14 protein-coding genes and 3 tRNA genes are annotated in these 15,575 nt (G+C 54.1%); 7 read left to right on the top strand and 10 right to left on the bottom strand.

Going from position 1 to position 15,575, the window contains the following annotated elements; all coding sequences use genetic code 11:
• Positions 1 to 89: 89 nt before the first annotated feature.
• The 7 genes from KKH3_RS02085 to KKH3_RS02115 form a co-directional block, all read right to left on the bottom strand.
• Positions 90 to 1,796, bottom strand: coding sequence for an ABC transporter ATP-binding protein/permease (locus tag KKH3_RS02085; RefSeq protein WP_052201277.1), 1,707 nt, complete (start codon positions 1,794 to 1,796; stop codon positions 90 to 92).
• A 48-nt stretch (positions 1,797 to 1,844) separates the two neighbouring features.
• Entirely contained in the window at positions 1,845 to 4,340 is a 2,496-nt protein-coding gene (locus KKH3_RS02090; RefSeq protein WP_039355338.1) for a TonB-dependent siderophore receptor, read from the bottom strand.
• A 134-nt stretch (positions 4,341 to 4,474) separates the two neighbouring features.
• On the bottom strand, positions 4,475 to 5,437 hold the full coding sequence (locus KKH3_RS02095) for a FecR domain-containing protein (protein ID WP_039355340.1): 963 nt from the start codon (positions 5,435 to 5,437) through the stop codon (positions 4,475 to 4,477).
• A complete protein-coding gene (locus KKH3_RS02100; RefSeq protein ID WP_039355342.1) occupies positions 5,434 to 5,976 on the bottom strand; it encodes a sigma-70 family RNA polymerase sigma factor in 543 nt (180 codons plus the stop codon). The genes KKH3_RS02095 and KKH3_RS02100 overlap by 4 nt, the downstream gene beginning before the upstream one ends.
• A gap of 238 nt (positions 5,977 to 6,214) precedes the next feature.
• A complete protein-coding gene (locus tag KKH3_RS02105) occupies positions 6,215 to 6,694 on the bottom strand; it encodes a discoidin domain-containing protein (protein ID WP_039355344.1) in 480 nt (159 codons plus the stop codon).
• Between the two features lie 207 nt (positions 6,695 to 6,901).
• Positions 6,902 to 7,345 carry a ribosomal protein S18-alanine N-acetyltransferase gene (gene rimI, locus KKH3_RS02110; RefSeq protein ID WP_039355346.1) on the bottom strand — a complete coding sequence of 148 codons (444 nt, stop codon included), beginning with the start codon at positions 7,343 to 7,345 and terminating at the stop codon, positions 6,902 to 6,904.
• Entirely contained in the window at positions 7,296 to 7,727 is a 432-nt protein-coding gene (locus KKH3_RS02115) for a DNA polymerase III subunit psi (protein ID WP_010309329.1), read from the bottom strand. Before KKH3_RS02115 ends, rimI begins: the two co-directional genes overlap by 50 nt.
• Before the next feature lie 159 nt (positions 7,728 to 7,886).
• Between KKH3_RS02115 and rsmC the strand changes: the two genes are divergently transcribed.
• Positions 7,887 to 8,936, top strand: a complete 1,050-nt coding sequence (gene rsmC, locus KKH3_RS02120) for a 16S rRNA (guanine(1207)-N(2))-methyltransferase RsmC (protein WP_039355348.1) — start codon at positions 7,887 to 7,889, stop codon at positions 8,934 to 8,936.
• 35 nt (positions 8,937 to 8,971) lie between these two features.
• Here rsmC and KKH3_RS02125 read toward each other — a convergent pair whose 3' ends face one another.
• On the bottom strand, positions 8,972 to 9,964 hold the full coding sequence (locus KKH3_RS02125; RefSeq protein ID WP_039355350.1) for an aldo/keto reductase: 993 nt from the start codon (positions 9,962 to 9,964) through the stop codon (positions 8,972 to 8,974).
• Between the two features lie 113 nt (positions 9,965 to 10,077).
• On the opposite strand from KKH3_RS02125, the gene KKH3_RS02130 reads away from it, so the two are divergent.
• The 4 genes from KKH3_RS02130 to KKH3_RS02145 all read left to right on the top strand — a co-directional run bounded on the left by KKH3_RS02130 (position 10,078) and on the right by KKH3_RS02145 (position 11,470).
• Positions 10,078 to 10,983, top strand: coding sequence for a LysR family transcriptional regulator (locus KKH3_RS02130; protein ID WP_039355352.1), 906 nt, complete (start codon positions 10,078 to 10,080; stop codon positions 10,981 to 10,983).
• 103 nt (positions 10,984 to 11,086) lie between these two features.
• Positions 11,087 to 11,173: transfer RNA gene (locus KKH3_RS02135), tRNA-Leu, on the top strand.
• A gap of 80 nt (positions 11,174 to 11,253) precedes the next feature.
• A tRNA-Leu gene (locus KKH3_RS02140) sits at positions 11,254 to 11,340 on the top strand.
• Positions 11,341 to 11,383: 43 nt separating this feature from the next.
• A tRNA-Leu gene (locus KKH3_RS02145) sits at positions 11,384 to 11,470 on the top strand.
• A 134-nt stretch (positions 11,471 to 11,604) separates the two neighbouring features.
• Here the strand turns inward: KKH3_RS02145 and KKH3_RS02150 are convergent.
• Both KKH3_RS02150 and KKH3_RS02155 read right to left on the bottom strand, forming a co-directional pair.
• Positions 11,605 to 11,895 carry a DUF1435 domain-containing protein gene (locus tag KKH3_RS02150; RefSeq protein ID WP_029369019.1) on the bottom strand — a complete coding sequence of 97 codons (291 nt, stop codon included), beginning with the start codon at positions 11,893 to 11,895 and terminating at the stop codon, positions 11,605 to 11,607.
• Positions 11,896 to 12,001: 106 nt separating this feature from the next.
• On the bottom strand, positions 12,002 to 12,904 hold the full coding sequence (locus KKH3_RS02155) for a LysR family transcriptional regulator (RefSeq protein ID WP_039355354.1): 903 nt from the start codon (positions 12,902 to 12,904) through the stop codon (positions 12,002 to 12,004).
• A gap of 129 nt (positions 12,905 to 13,033) precedes the next feature.
• On the opposite strand from KKH3_RS02155, the gene budA reads away from it, so the two are divergent.
• The gene (gene budA, locus KKH3_RS02160; protein WP_039355356.1) at positions 13,034 to 13,816 is read left to right on the top strand and encodes an acetolactate decarboxylase; all 783 of its coding nucleotides are present in this window, start codon (positions 13,034 to 13,036) and stop codon (positions 13,814 to 13,816) included.
• Positions 13,817 to 13,837: 21 nt separating this feature from the next.
• Positions 13,838 to 15,517: an acetolactate synthase AlsS gene (gene alsS / locus KKH3_RS02165; protein WP_039355358.1), complete on the top strand. Its 1,680-nt coding sequence runs from the start codon at positions 13,838 to 13,840 to the stop codon at positions 15,515 to 15,517.
• Positions 15,518 to 15,575: the final 58 nt, after the last annotated feature.

Genomic DNA, 15,575 nt, shown 5'->3' on the forward strand with positions numbered 1-15,575 from the left:
CCGTTAACGTAACAAGCCTAGAAGACCCGGTGAAAGCCGGGTCCTCTATTACAGAAGATCCCGACGGATATTTTCCCTTCACGATACGGCTACGAAATGGGCTGCATGTCCCTCTCTGGCTGTATTGTCGCATTTTCCCCTTGTGAGAGTGGCGTTAACCGTACCTGATGTTTGAAACTGGCCTGTACGGCAGGCTGGTGGCTGACGGCCAAAACAATGGTTTGTGGCAGTGCAGTCCTGACGTGCGCTAACAGCTGAAGCGCCGCTGCGTCATCAAGCTGGCTGGTGGCTTCATCCAGACAAAGTAGCGTCGGGCGCAGCAGCAACGCACGTGCAAGCGACAGGCGCTGTTGTTCGCCGCCCGATAGCTCCCGGCTCCAGTTTGCCTTGTCATCCAGACGGGGAATCAGCGTGGCCAGCCCGGTTTGTTCTAGCACCGCGATCAACTGTGCGGTATCCGCTAACTGCACCTGCGGATAACACAGTACCTGACGCAGCGTGTCCTGCGGTAAATAGGCCTTTTGCGGTAAAAACAGTGTGCGGCCGGCAGGGAGATGCCACTCTCCTTGTGAGACAGGCCACAGCCCCGCCAGCGCACGCAGCAGCGTGGTTTTTCCACTGCCGCTGCGTGCGCTGAGTGTTGCCCATTCGCCAGCCTGAAGCGTGAGCGTCAGCGGGGAGAAGTACGGTGAACCCTCGGGGCGCGATACTGACAGGGCGTTGATGTGCAGAGCATGGCCTTCATAGCGCGGTGCGTTTGGCGTCGGCAACTGCTGTAAGCGGTGCTGGAATTCCCACAGCCGTTCAATCGTGGAGGACCACTGAACCAACTGGCGATAGGCATCGATAAACCAGCCAAAGGCATCCAACACATAACCGAAGGCGGATCGCGCTTGCATAATCGCCCCGAGGCTAACCTGACGAGCAAGAAACAGCGGCAGGGTAGCGAAAACCGGAATAATCAGGCTGAAACGGAAATAGCTGGTCGTAAAGCTCTCCAGCCGGAATTCTCGCGCCATTAAACGCTGCCAATTTTGCACAATGGGCAGGAAGTGTTGCCGCATCCGCTGCTGCTCGGCGTCGCTTCCCTGATAAAACGCGATTTGCTCGCTGTTATCCCGTACCCGCAGCAGCGTGGCGCGGTAGTCGGCTTCTGTTCGCTGCCGTTCAATATTCAGCTTGTGCAGGCGATGCCCCAGCCGGTGCGTCACCACGCTGGCTAATGCGGCGTAAACCAGCGCTATCCATACCAGATAGCCGTGTACCGTGATGGGATAGCCGCTGAGCATGAAGGTATGGACGCCGGAAAGCTGCCAGAGAATGGCAATGAAAGAGAAAAAACGGGCGATATTCTTGAGTAAAGAAAGCAGGAGTTCGAGGCTCTGTTCGATCAGCAGACGAATATCTTCCGCGATGCGCTGGTCGGGGTTGTCCAGGCCTGAGCTGAGCTGGTAGTGGGCGTGATGGCGTAGCCAATCCTGTTCATACTGGTGCGTCATGGTATCGCGCCAGCGGATAATCAGCTGTTTCTTGAGCCAGTTGCCGCAGATGATAGCCAGCACGAACAGCAGTGTATAAGCCAGGTAGCGCACGGCCATGTCGTAGATTGACGCGTGCTGAAAATAGTCGGCCAGCGCGTCGTAAAAATCCCGGCTCCAGTTGTTGTACTGTACGCTGATCCACACGACGGAGAGCGTCAGGCTCATAATCAGCAGCAGCAATAACCACAGCAGCGTGGCCTGTGTGGTCAGCCAGAAAGGCGTGACCAGCGCATAAAAACGTTTAAGCGTTTGCATAATGGATTAGGCGATGGCCTGCCAGACGAGGCTGGCAGGCGTGTTCGCTTAGAAATTCCACTTCGCAGTCAGCATGAAATTACGTGGGTCACCGTAATAGTTGTTGCCGCTAAGATGGCGGTTGTTCAGGTTTAAGTAGTAGGTTTTATCCGTCAGATTATTGCCTACCAGATTGAAGCTCAGGTTTTTACTGTATTGATAACGGACATTGGCGTTAAATAGGGTGTAACCGCCCTGATGCAGGCCATAAGCCCGATTAGGGTAAGTTTGCGTCTCGGTCTGTGCTGTCATACCTGCGCCAATCGTCCATTGGTTCAACTCACCCGGCAGATTGTATGAGGTGTACAGCTTGAACATATGTTTCGGCGTACGCGGGCTGAACTGTGCCGCTTTTTCGCTCTCGCTACCTTCCAGATATTTACTGTTGGTCAGAGTATAACCCGTCTGAATCTGCCAGCCTTCGGCCAGTTTGCCCGTGATATCGAACTCCACACCTTGGCTACGGACTTCGCCTTGAGCCTGGGAGCAGCTTGTCCCGACCAGGCAAACAGAGCTATCCGCCACGGCTATCGCGCGATTCGCCTGAATGATGCGGAACAGCGCCAGCGAGGTATTCAGATCGCCATCAAAGAACTCGCCCTTCACGCCGGTTTCATAGTTGGTGCCGGTAATGGCGGGCAGCAGCTTACCGTTGCTGTCTTTTGAACTCTGTGGCTTATAGATCTCGGCGTAGCTCAGATACCAGGTGTAGTTGTCGGCAAAGTCCCACAGCAGGCCGCCGTAAGGCACAAACTCATTGCTGGCATGCAGGCTACTGGTCCATTTGCTGTTGCTCTTATAGTTGTTGAAATACTCGTCATAGCTGTAGGCGCTGTAACGGCCGCCGAGAATCAGCTTCCAGTCATCCGCCAGTTCGAATCTGGCCGTTGCGAACGCGCCGCGCTGATACAGATTAAAGCGGTCGTTATAGTGGTTGTTGTAGAGACTGGTATTTGACCAGTCTGGTTCTGCCAGCGAATCAGGTTGCCAGTTGAAAATATTCACGCTGCTGGTGTTGTTGATGCGTATGTGGTTGTTATCGAAATTCTCTTTTTGATAATCCCCCCCCACCACCAGTTCATGATTACGCCCCAACAGCTCGAACGGACCGTTCAGGCTCAGGTTGTAACCCCACTGTTCGGCCTTGTTGTCGTAGCGCAGGTTATTGTTCAGCGACGAATTTCCCGTTGCCGGATTGACGCCACTGGTGCCGTTCATGATACCGATATAGCTGCTTGACGCGCGGGAATGGATATAGTTCAGCGCGGTTTTCAGCGTCCAGTCGTTATCGAAGTGGTGCTCCAGTTCGACAAACGGGTTAATTTTTTCAAATTCGATGCGGTTCCAGCTTGCACCCAGATAGGTGGAGCGCGGCAGGTTCAGGCTGCTTTTATCGGTGGCGAACGGGATGCCATACACATCAGGCACGCCCCGGGTCTTTTGCCAGTTGATGCCGCCTGTGACCGTGGTGGATGGCGTCAGATCGTAGGCCAACGTGCCGAACAGCACTTTTCTTTCACTGTGTTCGTAATCTTTAAAGCTTTGTTTGTCCTGATAAACGCCAACGAGACGGCCGCGCAGGCTGGCATCGTCATTCAGCGGCCCGGAGACATCGAGTTCGCTGCGGTAATTATCCCAACTGCCCGCGCCAACGCTGCCGGATGCCTGAAAATTGTGAGTAGGCTGCTTGCGCACCAGATTAACGGTGCCGCCGGGTTCGCCATTGCCTTGTGACAGGCCGGACGCGCCGCGCAGGATCTCGACGCGATCGTAAATCGCCAGATCGGGCGATTCGCTGGAGGCCTGAACCGCCCCCATGTTGGATACGCTGTTCTGGCTGGAGAAGTTCACCCCGTCTTCCTTGATATTATCCATCACGAAGGCGCGCGATTCGTACTTCACCTGATAGCTATTCTGATTGACCACGTTAATGCCGGTGGTTTGTTTCATGGCCTCATCCAGCGAGGTCATATTCTGATCGTCCATGCGCTGGCGCGTAACAACGCTCACCGACTGCGGCGTTTCGCGCGGTGACAGATTCAGCTGTGTCGCGGTATTCATGCTGCGCGTAGTGTAGGACTGAGCGCCTTCGGTCACACCGTTGCGATTGACGCCCGCCACGACCAGCATTTCATCTCCCTGCGGTATTCTCTGCAAGCGCCAGACGCCGTTAGGCTGCGGAATTACCTGAAGCCCGCTTCCGGCGAGCAGGGCTGAAAAGCCGCTATCGATACTGTAATTCCCTTGCAGAGACGGTCCGGTTTTTCCTGTTGCCAATTGTGCATCGCCGACCAGATAAACACCTGATTGGGCAGCGAATTGGTTTAACTGCTGGTTAAGCGGTCCGGCAGAGATTGCGTAGGTTTTGGTTGCCGCCACGGCTGCCGTTTCTGCTGCGATTGCGCTGGAGTGTACGAACAGCGGTGCGCCGCATAGCAGTAAATGAACGGCCATTGCCAGTTTGGACGGTGTGCGCTGTGTTGAGAAAAATGGAATCAATGCCATGAAAATTCGCCTTCTGACCCAGAGTAAAAATTAGTGGTTTTACTGTGAATCGAACGACAGCAGAAAAAGGGGAACTCAAAAGAGAAAATTTTTTTGCTGTATCCCAAAAACGGTATCCAAAAAAGAGGGCGATATCAGCGTGACTCGACGGTCACCCACCACGGAAAACGCCGCTGGATGCGGACCGGGAAGGCCTGTGCGAGCATGTTCAGTGCCATGTCGGTATCGGTTAAGGGGAAGGTGCCCATCACGCGTAAATCCGCGATGGCAGGCTGGCACGCCAGATAGCCGTGGCGATAGCGTGATAGTTTCTTCACGACTTCACCCAGCGGCATGTTATCCGCCTGGAGCACGCCATGTGACCAGTCGGCGTCGTTCTGCTGGTTGGGCAACATGTTCCCCTGACCATCAGCGTTAAAACTCAGGTGATAACCCGCATTGACCCGACGTGTGGCGGAGGCGTACTTGGCGCTGACCTCGACGGCGTGTTGGTAAACGGTCAGCGTGGTTGCGTCCGTTTCCTGTGCGACGCTGAAGCGCGTGCCCAGCGCCTGCATGCGCCCTTGCGTTGTGGTGACGAAGAAGGGGCGAGAGTCGGCGGCGGTATCAATCAAAATATCCCCGGCCAGCAGAGCAATTTCCCGCCGTTGGTCGCTGTAGCGGATATCAATCGCGCTGGCGGTGTTCAGCCACACTCGGGTGTTATCCGGTAAGGTGAGGGGTTTGATTTCCCCAACCGCGCTATGATGATCGGCCGTCATCGCCAGCAGCGAATCTTTTAGCGGCGTGTGGCGGTAAGTCAGCCAGGAAAGCAGAGAACCGGTGCTGAGCAGCGCGGCGAGCTTGAGCGCACGGCGGCGTGTCATTGGTGCAGGTTGGTGTAGTAACGTATTCAGCGCGGGTTGTTGACCGTCGCCACGCAGCGGTTGGAAGCGCTGGCTGACGGTTTGCACGTATTCCCACGCCCGGCGATGTTCCTCACTTTCGTCCATCCAGCGCTGCCAGTGGCGATAGTGTTCATCGTCAGGTTCCCGATCGCACAGTTGGGCGTACCACTGCGATGCCTGCTGCAAGGCGATAAAACTGGGCTTATTCATGAATGAACGGCCTGATCGTCCGCGTCTATCTCTGCCTCCAACAGCACGCAATGTAGCATGGCCTGAGCCATGTATTTTTTCACCATGCGTTCGGAAACGCCAAGCGTCTCGGCAATGTCCCGATAGGGTAATCCCTGTACCTGCGCCATGATAAAGGCGGCGCGCACCTTTTCTGGCAGCGCGCGTAGCATGGCATCGACCTGATACAGGGTTTCGAGAATGATGTTGCTGTCTTCCGCGGACAGGGCAACTAACTCCGGTTGTTCGGCTAGCGAGGTGAGCCAGGTGCGCTCAATTTCTCGTTTGCGCCAGAGATCGACGCACATACCTTGCGCCATTACGCTTAGGTAAGCCCGTGCCCCTGCGTGGCTGTCGAACTGGCGCGGTTTCAGCAAGAGCCGTAAAAAGACATCCTGAGCCAGATCGGCCGCATCACACAGATTCCCCAACCGTTTGCGCAATAGCCCCTGTAACCAGCCATGATGCTGACAATAGAGCTGATGCAGATCTGCTGAGGTATCAATATTGGCTGATGACATATCTGGTGCCTGAAACGGAGCGATAGGAGGTCAAATTTCAGGCGCATATTAGTTGAGAATGATTTTTATTTCAACGCTAAGGAGAATGTGGGTAACGGGGTCGGAGAGGAAGGTAAGGGAGTGGTAAGCCTTAAAGGAGCCACAAGGCTGGGATGCACCACACTCGATAGTCATGTCGGGCGTGGTGCTTCAACGACATCGACGTCGGCTAGCCTAAGCGCCAGACGATTCCAATGCGTTACTTAATAGCCTGAGCCGGAACCTGTGCGGCACTGTTAAAGCTGATTTCGTTGATGGCACTCCACTTGTTCACATCGGTGCCAAACGTATCCAGCTTGAAGAATTTCGCTTTTACGGCAGGGAAGGTGAATTTCTCTCCGCCTTTGGCATTGTTGGAGGTGACCAGATTGTCAGCCAGTTTTTGCCAGGTTTTACCGTCGGTAGAGTAGGAAACGGAGAACTTCAGTTTGCGCTCGTCCGCTTTGAAAGGAACCAGGACAAAGTTCTCAACCGACTGTTCTTTATCCAGTTCTAACTGAACCCAACTTTCACCATTTGCCGCCCAGCGCGTTTTTACGTCCCCATCGGCAATATTGGCCGGTTTGTGGCCCTTGTCTGAATCATAAGCGGAAGCCGTCACCGCCGTGACTTGTACCGCGTAAGCGGAAAGAGAGAATAAACCGCACAGGAGCGTCGTAGCCAGAGTGTATTTTTTCATAGTAGTCCTCGTAGATAACGGATAAACCCTACATGCCTGCAAACCAGAAACATGAAATGGAATATCATTGTGATAAAAAAGAAACGAGGTTTTATTTATGACGATCACGTTGCGGGGATTTTTCTGTCGGGAAAAAAGGGAGAGCGGGACGGGGCGCACATTATGGCGTCCTACGGCACCGAGTAGCGCGTGCCGTAGGTAAAGAAGTTAGCCGAGCGGCAGCGCCATGAGAATCGCGTCTTCCCGGCCTTGTGCGGTAGGATAGTAATCGCGGCGCACGGAGACTTCGTTAAAGCCCAGACTTTCATAAAGCGCGATGGCACGAGCGTTTGACTCGCGAACTTCCAGCCACAGCGTCAGAATACCGCGCCGCTCCATTTCGTCGATCAGATGTTCCAATAGCTGGCGACCCAACCCCTGGCGCTGATGATCGGGATGCACGGCGATATTGAACAACGTCGCTTCATCCAGCACGACCTGTGTGATGGCGTACGCGGCAAGCTGCTCGTCATGCTCCAGTTTCAGGTTGAAATAGCGCTCGCCCTGATTGCTGACAAACGTTTTTTCCGTCCAGGGAAAAGCGTGGCTGGCTTGTTCAATTTTAAAGGCTTGTGCCAGATCGGCTGGCGTCAGAGAAGATATCGTGTTCATGTTCACAGATCTGTTGCCACAGCGCCCGTTTGGCGTCGGCATTTTGATAAAGTTCGGAAAGCAGAGGGCTGGAAAGCTGAACGCCCTGTAGCGCAATGGGTTCCGCGATGCCCAACCGCCAGCTATGGCAATGCGCGTCGGCGGGCAACATCTCGATCTGCTGCGGCGTCAGGCGATAGGCTTGCGCGGGTGTGAGCGCCAGGCTGTGCAGAACATCGGTCAGCAGCGGTTCATCATCGGCCAGCGGCTCGGCTGAGACAATCACCAGACGCACCTGTTCGGGCAGACTGACGGCGATTTCGCCTTGCAGCACCGTCGGGCGACGCAGCGTCCACTGCGTAATCCCCAGTTGCTGTAGCAGCCTGTCACGTCTTGATTCCATGCGTTATCCTGTCTGGCGTGCGAGAAAATGATTCGTGCCTATGCTAACAAACCCCGTCAGACTGCGCCAACGTCGGTGCGGTTATTTCCTCTCCGCTCTGCAACTTCGGGGACGAAGCGTATATAATCCCCCGCTCAATGATTAAGGAGCCGTAGCCTGATGTCCGCATTAACCCCCGCCAGTGAAGTCATACTGCGCCACAGTGACGAATTTCTTTCACGCCGAGTTCTGTTTGCCGGTGATTTGCAGGATACCCTGCCCGCGCAGTTTGAGGCGGTGTCGGTGCGTGTCCATTGCAACCAATATCACCACTGGCAACAGATGGCAAAGCCACTTGGGGATAACGCTCAATATGGTCTGGTAGCGGATACGGCGCTGGTGGCGGATAGCGACACGCTGATTTATTACTGGCCGAAGAGCAAACAGGAAGCGGAATTCCAACTGCGTAACCTGCTGTCTCTGATGCCGGTCGGTACGGAAATTTTCGTTGTTGGGGAAAACCGCAGCGGCGTGCGTAGTGCTGAAATTGTGCTGTCTGACTTCGTTGAGCTGGCAAAAATCGACAGCGCACGTCGCTGCGGGCTTTACCACGGTCGGATTGACAAGCAGGCTAGCTTCACGCTGGATGAGTGGTGGGATGAGTATGTGACGGACGGCGTAACCGTCAAAACGCTTCCGGGTGTCTTCAGCCGTGATGACCTGGATCCCGGTAGCCGACTGCTGCTGTCTACGTTTGAGCCGCACATGAAAGGCAAAGTGCTGGATATCGCCTGCGGTGCGGGTGTGCTGGCATCGGTACTGGCGAAACAGTCGCCGAAAATCCGCCTGACGTTGAGCGATGTCAGTGCAGCCGCTGTCGAATCCAGTAAAGCAACGCTGGCGGCGAATGCGTTAGAAGGCAGCGTGATTGCGAGTAATGTTTACTCAGACATCGATGGCCGCTTCGATATGATCGTGTCTAATCCGCCGTTCCATGACGGCTTACAGACCAGCCTACAAGCCGCGGAAATGCTGATTCGTGGTGCGGTAACTCATCTGCCGATTGGCGGGCAGTTACGCATCGTCGCTAACGCCTTCCTGCCTTATCCGGCGCTGTTAGACGCCGCCTTTGGTAGCCATGAAGTACTGGCGCAGACCGGACGCTTCAAGGTGTATCAGGCCACCGTCGGTCGTCCGCCGCGCACAGGAAGTAAAGGCCGTCGTCGGTAATTCTTATTACTGATACTGCCTGTACTGATACTTCTCTATTGATTCAGTGCCGCCATACTCTCCTTGCCGTAGCGTTCACCTGCTGCGGCATCGGGTGGGAAAATAGCATCAATGGCGGCCAGTTCCTCTTTCGTCAGCGTGACATCCAGCGCTCCGACGTTTTCTTCCAGATAGCGGCGGCGTTTGGTGCCCGGAATCGGCACGATATGTTCACCCTGTGCCAATACCCACGCTAGCGCCAGCTGTGATGGTGTGACCTGTTTTTCCTGCGCCAGTTGGTTAATTTTCTCTACCAGTTGCAGGTTTTTCGCGAAATTTTCCCCTGAGAAGCGTGGATTGGTACGACGGAAATCGTCAGCGGCCAGATCGTCCGGGCTGCGAATTGCGCCAGTCAGGAAACCACGTCCAAGCGGGCTGTAAGGCACAAAGCCGATGCCCAAACGCTCACAGGTGGGTAGAATCTCGGCTTCCATATCGCGCGTCCACAGTGAGTATTCGCTCTGTAACGCCGTAATAGGGTGCACGCGGTGGGCACGCTCCAGCGTGGTAGCAGAGGCTTCACTCAGGCCGATGTAGCGAATTTTACCTTCCTGCACCAGCTCCGCCAGCGTGCCGACCGTTTCTTCAATCGGAACCGTTGGGTCGATGCGGTGCTGATAGTAAAGATCGATAACGTCAGTCCCGAGGCGAGTCAGGCTGCCTTCTACCGAACGGCGAATGTAGTCCGGTTTACCGCAAATACCGCGGGCGTGGGGATTGGCCGGATCGCGTATGACCCCAAATTTTGTTGCCAGAAAAATCTGCTCACGTTTGCCTTTTATGGCTTTGCCCAGCAGTAGCTCATTGGTGTGGGGACCATACATGTCGGCGGTATCCAGCAGCGTAACACCCAGTTCCAGTGCGCGATGCAACGTGGCAATGGATTCTTTTTCATCCTGTGCCGTGGAGTAGAAATCACTCATTCCCATGCAGCCTAGCCCAATAGCCGACACCTGTGGGCCGTTCGCGCCTAATTTGCGTTGTTGCATTGTCATCTTCCTCATCTCGTTGGCAGTGCAAACAGTCTGGTTGTTTATCTAACAAAGATAAATACCGCTTTTTATGCAACACTATTCGAAAATAACCAACAATGGTGGCCGCGATGGATCACATTCAAGCGATGCGGGTTTTTGTGCGTATTGTCGAACTGGGCAGCTTTAGCCGTGCCGCGGAGCGACTGACGCTGCCACGCGCGACGGTGAGTAACACCATCAAACAGCTTGAAGCACGGCTGGGGGTTCGTTTGCTGCAACGTACGACGCGTCAGGTGCAGATCACCGATGAAGGGCGCGTTTATTACGAACGCTGCCTGCAATTGCTCGCGGAAATTGAAGAGATCGATACGCTGTTCACGCAACAAAAGCAGCAGCCAGTGGGTAAAGTGCGGGTGGATATGCCGCACTCGCTGGCGCGAGACATTGTCGTTCCTGCGTTGGGCGAGTTCTACGCGCGCTATCCACAGGTAACGCTAATGCTGAGTGCCAACGATGCGGCGATTAATGTGCTGCGTGAAGGTGTCGACTGTGTGTTGCGCGCCTGGCAGACGGACGACGATACGCTGGCGACCCGCCATTTGCCGTCGATGCCGCAGGTGACCTGTGCGTCGGCTGACTATCTGGCGCGATACGGTGTGCCGCGTTCGCTTGATGAGCTATCGGGGCATCAGATGGTCGGGTATTTCTCTTTGCGTACCGAACACCGTTATCCGCTGGAATTCATGTCGGGCGATGAGTGCATTACGCGTATGCTGCCCGGTGTGTTGCAGGTTAATGGCACCGATGCCTACATCGCCAGCGCGCGTGCCGGATTGGGGATTATTCAGGCTCCGCGTCGCGGTCTGCGCCCGTTTCTTGACAGTGGGGAACTGGTGGAAATCTTGCCGGAAATGCCGCCGCCCGCGATGCCGCTCTATGTGATGTATGCGCCCGGTCGTTTTCTCGCGCCACGGATTCGTGTGTTCATAGAATGGCTCGATGAGCTCTTTACGCGCCACGCCGCAGCGAGATGATGATTTTTGCAGCAAACCTCGCATTCCAGAGGAAATAATCATTGACGTGAACGCGAAAACCTCTAGAATTCGCCCCCGTAGTGATATTGCGTAAAGCAGTGTTGCGAAGGTGGCGGAATTGGTAGACGCGCTAGCTTCAGGTGTTAGTGTTCTTACGGACGTGAGGGTTCAAGTCCCTCTCTTCGCACCAACATCACTACAACGGTTCTCGTTTGTCGAACCGACGCAGTAAATCAGTGTTACATGACACAGTTATTGCATGACAGAGTTGCGAAGGTGGCGGAATTGGTAGACGCGCTAGCTTCAGGTGTTAGTGTTCTTACGGACGTGAGGGTTCAAGTCCCTCTCTTCGCACCATGTCGTGATAGATTTATTGTATAAGACAAACAACGTTCTCAGTGCGAAGGTGGCGGAATTGGTAGACGCGCTAGCTTCAGGTGTTAGTGTCCTTACGGACGTGAGGGTTCAAGTCCCTCTCTTCGCACCACAGACTTCCTCTGTATTCTCCTGATTTTCCTCCCTGTTCCTTCTCTTTTATCCCGTTTCAGGCTATACCGATTTTCGCGATGATTTACCCTTCTGGGTTTGTGTACTGCGCCTCGTTTACTTATCCACGTATATTTACAGCGTCGTTAAATTAAACGTGACGGACAGCGCCGCCAAACCGCCAGCCAGCGCAATGCAGGACGGCAGCAGTAAATAGTGGCGTAAACGTTGATGAAACAGCATGACAAGCGTCGCCAGCAGAGCGATGGCGATAATCACTTTTAGATGCGTCAGGTTCAGGTTGAGCAGCGCCAATAGCGGCATGATGGCACAAGGCAGCAATACGCCCCAGGCGCTAGACAGATGCTTCCCCATACACCAGCTCACACCCCATAGCCCGCAGGCTGTGATCATTGCTGTCAGCATTTTTCCACCCGTCAAAAATGATAATGATAACTAATATCATATAAGAATTTATATCAATTACTAGTTTTTTGACGAGCAGATTGTTGGAATTTTCCACCTAAATTTGTTAATCGGGATGCTGACTGCTCAAATGCTGGCGTATCAGGTGAATCATATTCACGATAACAGGCGATCGTTCATGTTTGCGCCAGATAGCCGCAATTTGTGTATGGATTTCGGGCATGCCGATATCGTGATAGGTCACATTATCCGCCTTAATACAGGCGAGAGATTCCGGCACAAGCGTGATGCCGAAGCCTGCGGCGACCATCCCGATGGTGGCTGTGAGCTGCGGAGCAAAGGGGCTGGGTCTGGGGCCATAGCCTGACAGATAGCAAGTGCGGATTATCATGTCGTGCAGTCCCGGACACACCTCGCGCGGAAAAATAATCAGCGGTTCCTGACGCAGTTCGCTAAGCGAGATCTGCGCTTTATGGCTCAACACATGACCCGCGGGTAGCACCAATTTCATCGGCTCTTCAGCCAAAATTTCCCCGTTAATCTCATCACTAAGATCGCAGGGTAAGCGCAGAAAGACGATGTCGATATTGCGTTCTTGCAGTGCAGTAATGAGCGCTGCCGGGTTTTCCTCCTTTGGCAGCGGCTGAACGTGCGGATACTGCTGACAATAACGATGCAGTAGCGCAAGCACGGTCGGGTGGAACATGGCCGACGGCGAAAACCCTACGTTCAAGCTACCTTTCTCACCTCGCGCAATGCTTCTTGTCCGCGCGATGGCCGAATCGGTAAGCTGCAAAATCTGACGTGCATCCTCATACAGCGCTTGTCCCGCCTCCGTCATTTCTACTCCGCGCGTCAGTCGCTTGAACAGCGGTGTGCCGATCTCCTGCTCAAATTTCTTGATCTGTTGGCTGAGAGGCGGCTGTGACATCCCCAGATTTTCCGCCGCACGCGTGAAATGCTTAGCTTGTGCAACGGCGACAAAATAGCGCAGATAACGTAGCTCCATTTACGTGACTCCATATGTTTCCGATCTTGAAATGACCTTAATTGCATATTGGAATTTTGTTCTCTCACGCGTCAATCTTTATCTAAATATTAATGTTATTTAAGTAATTTGCGCGGTGAGAAGGACGGTATGAAAACGAATGTCAGTGAACAATCCTGTGAAGAAGCCTTTGCTAGTTACGCCTATGATTTTCGGCGACAGCATGCAGACAGCGTTATTTATCAAACCTCATTAATGAGTGGACTAATAAATGGCGTATACGAAGGCAGCCGAACGATGGCTGAATTACTGGAACATGGTGACTTTGGATTAGGAACATTTAATAGTTTGGATGGGGAACTGGTTGCCTTGAATAGCCAAATTTTCCAACTGTTATCCGACGGCAGCGCACGAGCGGCGAAGCCGGAGCAAAAAACGCCGTTTGCGGTCATGACGTTCTTTCGTCCGACGGAAACGGTTCGTTTTGATCGCTGGACGTCGCGTGAAGACGTGCATCGCCAGATCGATGAGATCGTGGGAACGGACAATCTGTTCTGTGCCTTGCGGATTGATGGGAATTTTCGCTGTGTTGAAACCCGTACCGTCCCCCGGCAGTGCCGACCTTATAAACCGATGCAGGAAGCGATTGAAGGGCAACCAACATTTCATTTTGAACACCGTAGCGGCAGCGTTATTGGTTTTCGTAGTCCAGCTTACACTCAGGGAATTAATGTCGCGGGTTACCACGAACATTTCATTACTGACGATCGCCAGGGCGGCGGCCATATTCTGAATTATGACGTCGAGCAAGGCACGCTGACGTTTGGTGTGATTGCCAAACTGATTATCGATCTGCCTCAGGATCGAGAATTTCTCAATGCCGATCTGTCCTCAGAAAACCTCAACAGCGTAATCAAGTCAGTAGAGAGCTAGTCATTTCATCGGAGTCATGTCATGGAAAAGTCCACCGAACAGCAAAGCTGGAGTAGCGGAGCCGAGCTGATTGTAAAACACCTGGAAGCGCAGGGCGTGAAGCATATTTTTGGTATTCCCGGCGCCAAAATTGATCGTGTGTTTGATGAGCTGGAAGACTCGCCGATCCAAACGATTCCGGTACGGCATGAGGCGAACGGCGCGTTTATGGCGGCGGCAATAGGGCGCCTCACAGGGAAAGCAGGGGTGACGCTGGTGACATCCGGCCCCGGTTGCTCAAATTTAGTCACCGGTCTGGCAACGGCAACCGCTGAGGGGGATGCGGTCGTGGCGCTGGGTGGGGCGGTTAAGCGGGCAGATAAGCTTAAACTGACGCACCAGAGTCTGGACACCGTCAGCCTGTTTCAGCCGGTGAGTAAATTCAGTGCGGAAATTACCGCGTCTTCCGCCATATCGGAAGTGTTGGCGAATGCGTTCCGGGCCGCAGAAAGCGGTCGTCCGGGGGCGGCGTTTGTCAGCCTGCCGCAGGATATCGTCAATGAACCGGTTACTAGCCCGGTACTGGCTTGTCCGCATTTACCGCTGCTAAACGGCGCGCCACATAGCGATATTGCCGAAGCGGCCAAACGGCTGCGACAGGCTAAAAACCCGGTGCTGCTGCTTGGGTTAATGGCCAGCCAGCAGGAGAATGCGCAGGCGCTGCGTCGTTTCCTTCACCGTAGCAAGCTGCCTGTGACCAGCACATATCAGGCTGCTGGCGTGATCGATCAGCAGCAATTCGATCACTTTGCTGGTCGTGTCGGATTATTCAACAATCAGGCGGGCGATAAGCTGCTGCAACAGGCGGATGTGATCATTACCGTGGGCTACAGCCCGATTGAGTACGATCCGGTGTTATGGAACAGCGGTAAGGCGACGCTGATCCACATTGATGTGCTGCGAGCGGAGATCGATAGCGCTTATCGTCCCGATATCGAGCTGCTTGGGAATATTGCAATGACGGTGGACACGCTGAATACGTGCATCAGCGAACCGTTTATCTTGTCTGCTGATACACAGTCCGTGTTACGGGATCGCCAGCGCCAGCGGCACGATCTCAGTACGCGCGCCATCAACATGGCAGGATTTGCGATCCACCCTTTGCGTTTAGTACGGGCGATGCAGGATATCGTGAATGAGGATGTCACGCTGTGTGTGGATATGGGGAGTTTCCATATCTGGCTGGCGCGTTACCTGTATAGCTTCCGGGCGCGACAGATTCTGATGACCAACGGACAGCAGACGATGGGTGTGGCGCTACCGTGGGCCATTGCCGCAGCGCTGGTGCAGCCCGGCAAAAAAGTGGTGTCTGTTTCCGGCGACGGCGGGTTTATGCAGTCCAGTATGGAGCTGGAAACGGCGGTGCGCCTGAAAAGCAATCTTCTGCATATCATCTGGGTAGATAACGGCTACAACATGGTGGAAATCCAGCAGCAGCACAAATACCATCGTCCGGCGGGCGTATCGTTTGGGCCGATTGACTTCAAAGCGTATGCGGAAGCATTCGGCGCGAAAGGGTTTGCCGTTGAATCTGCTGATGAACTGGTCAGCAAACTCCGTCAGGCAATGGAGGTTGATGGCCCCGCAGTCATTGCCATTCCGGTTGATTATTCCGATAACCATTGGTTGATGGAGAATCTGAATATTAGCGTGTTGATCTGATAGTGCAGGTAATCACCCGCCCGTGTGGTATCGGGCGGGAGTGTGTCGTGTTTCCCTG

This window comes from Pectobacterium actinidiae (assembly GCF_000803315.1).
GTDB classification, from domain to species: Bacteria; Pseudomonadota; Gammaproteobacteria; order Enterobacterales; family Enterobacteriaceae; genus Pectobacterium; species Pectobacterium actinidiae.